General features: G+C 73.0%; 3 protein-coding genes. 1 reads left to right on the top strand and 2 read right to left on the bottom strand.

Translation table 11 applies throughout. From position 1 onward, the window contains the following. Positions 1–462 precede the first annotated feature (462 nt). Together ACG2DA_RS22450 and ACG2DA_RS22445 are read right to left on the bottom strand one after the other, a co-directional pair. Positions 463–927, bottom strand: coding sequence for a DUF423 domain-containing protein (locus ACG2DA_RS22450; RefSeq protein WP_395258887.1), 465 nt, complete (start codon positions 925–927; stop codon positions 463–465). Positions 928–1,070: 143 nt separating this feature from the next. Next, positions 1,071–1,658 (bottom strand): DJ-1/PfpI family protein, encoded by a 588-nt coding sequence (locus ACG2DA_RS22445; RefSeq protein ID WP_395258885.1) that lies wholly within the window; start codon positions 1,656–1,658, stop codon positions 1,071–1,073. Between the two features lie 230 nt (positions 1,659–1,888). Between ACG2DA_RS22445 and ACG2DA_RS22440 the strand changes: the two genes are divergently transcribed. Then, on the top strand, positions 1,889–2,320 hold the full coding sequence (locus ACG2DA_RS22440) for a cytidine deaminase family protein (RefSeq protein ID WP_395258883.1): 432 nt from the start codon (positions 1,889–1,891) through the stop codon (positions 2,318–2,320). The last annotated feature ends 13 nt before the right edge of the window (positions 2,321–2,333 follow it).

The raw sequence follows: 2,333 nt of genomic DNA, 5'->3' as shown, positions 1-2,333 counted from the left end.
CGGGCTGGGTCAGCGAACTCGGGGCGAGAGTGGCGGACATACTGTTCGCGGCTGAGGGGAGAATCTTGTGGTCGAACGAAACCGACGGAGCGGACGCCGGGACCGGCGAGCGGCAGGGGAGGGGACGGGGCCTGCGGGACTCGAACCCCACAGGTTGTACCGACTCACTCACCAAAACCCAACATGGCGTTCGCGGAATCCGGGGTCGCCCCAGGGCGCCGAGCGTAACGCCGCCCGGGCAGCGGCGGTTCGCCCCCCAACATGTTGTGGGTCGGGTCGGCGAGCGAGGGGGGACGCCGCGGCGGGCGGGCGGTTCCCCGCTCATCGGCCGTCCCGCCCCGCAAACCGCACCGCCGTCGCCCGGATCGCCGGGGCGAATCGACACCCCGGGCCGCCCGCCGGCGCGGTTGGTCCGACCCGCCCGATCCGCCCCCGGGCCCGCCCCGCGGTTCAGGAAACGGTTCAGGAATCCGCCGCCGACTCGTCGCGGCGGTCGCCGCCCCGCCCCGCGGCCCAGGCCAGCAGCGCCCAGCCGACGATCAGCAGCACGCCGCCGACCGGGGTGACGGCCCCCAGCCAGCTCAGGCCCGTCAGCGTCAACAGATACAGGCTCCCGCTGAAGACGGTCACGCCGGCGAGAAAGCTCAGCCCGGCCCAGCGGACCGCCGGGCTGTCCAACCGGCGCTCCCCGCGGCGCGGGGCGCTCATGCCGAGCAACCCGCAGGCGACCGCGGCGAGGGCGTGCCAGAGGTGGTAGTCCGCCGCGGTGTGCCAGTTGTCGAGCCGGCGGGCGGCGAGGGCGGCGTCCGGGTACTTCTCCGCCACGAACCCGGCGACGCCGTGCGCCCCGAACGCCCCGCAGGCCACCCCCAGCCCGCCCAGCACGGCCCCGGCGACGACAAGACTGCGGGGGGAGAGGAACGCCATAACGGTCACGGGGCCGAACGGAAGACGACGGGTTGAACGCATCGGGCGGCGAACGCCGAACGAGCCGGTCGTCGGCGCCCCCGCCCCTGAACTTCACGCCCCCTTCACACCTCTTCCTTCACACCTCTTCCTTCACACGCCCCTCACGAGGCGCCGGAGAGCACCTTGGAGAAGGCCTTCAGCCACTCCGCATGCCCCGGCCAGGCTGGGCTGGTGACGAGGTTCCCGTCGACGACGGCCTCGGTCGGCTCGACCTTTTGGTAGCTCGCCCCGGCGGCGGACACCTCCGGCCCGCAGGCGGCGTAGGCCGTGCAGGTGCGGCCGGTCAGCACGCCGGCGGCGGAGAGAATTTGCAGCGCGTGGCAGATCGCCGCGACCGGCTTGTCCTCCCGGAAGAAGTGGCGGACGACGTCCAGCACGCGGTCGTCCAGCCGCAGGTACTCCGGCGCCCGCCCGCCGGGCAGCACGAGGGCGTCGAACTCCGCCGGGTTCACCCCGTCGAAGTCCGCGTTGAGGGGGAAGTTGTGCCCCGGCTTCTCGCTGTAGGTCTGGGCGCCGTCGAAGTCGTGCACCGCGGTGCGGACCGTGTCGCCGGCCTGCTTGTCCGGACAAACGGCGACGCACTCATGCCCCATCGCCCCGAGGGCCTGAAACGGGACGAACGCCTCCAGCGTCTCCACATAGTCGCCGACGAGGAACAGCAGCTTTTTGGCGGGGGAAGCGTTCGACACGGGACGGGCGTTCGCGGGGGGGCGGGGCGGCTTCGAGGCGGCTTCAATACTAACCCGAAGCGTGAGCGAGGGCCTCCGCGCCGCGGCGGGACGCCGCGCCGGGCTGCGTCCGCCGCCCTCACTGACGCTTCGGGTTGGTGTAAGACGAGGTTCTCCACGGCGACCAGTTCCGGCGCCGCACATCGGAAGCGCCGCCTGTCGGCGGGGCGGGGTCGGGGTATTCTGGAGGCGTGTCCGGCGACGACCACGATCCCGCCCCGCCCGTCGATCTGGACCGGCTGCTGGCCGCGGCCCGGTCGGTGCGAAGGCCGCTGACGTTGCCGCGGGACTGCTCCGCGGCGAAGGTCGGGGCGGCGCTGCTGACCGACGACGGCACGCTGTTCACCGGGGTGAACCTCGATCTGGCCTGCGGCATCGGCTTCTGCGCGGAGCACAGCGCCGTCGCGGAGATGCTCAAGACCCACCGGACTCGCGTGGTCGCCGTCGCCGCGGTCGGCCGCCGCGGCGTGCTCCCCCCCTGCGGCCGCTGCCGCGAACTGCTGATTCAAATCGACCCCGCCAACGCCAACGCGGAGGTCCTCGTCGCCCCCGGCGAAACCGTCCCCTTGGGCGAACTGCTGCCCCGCCACTGGTATCCCAGCGAAGCGGACGCCGAAGCGTAACGCCGAGGCCCCG

It is taken from the genome of Alienimonas sp. DA493, from assembly GCF_043951915.1.
In the GTDB taxonomy this organism is placed as follows: domain Bacteria; phylum Planctomycetota; class Planctomycetia; order Planctomycetales; family Planctomycetaceae; genus Alienimonas.
Note: the sequence above shows the minus strand (reverse complement) of the source record. Positions and strands in the feature narration are given on the sequence as shown.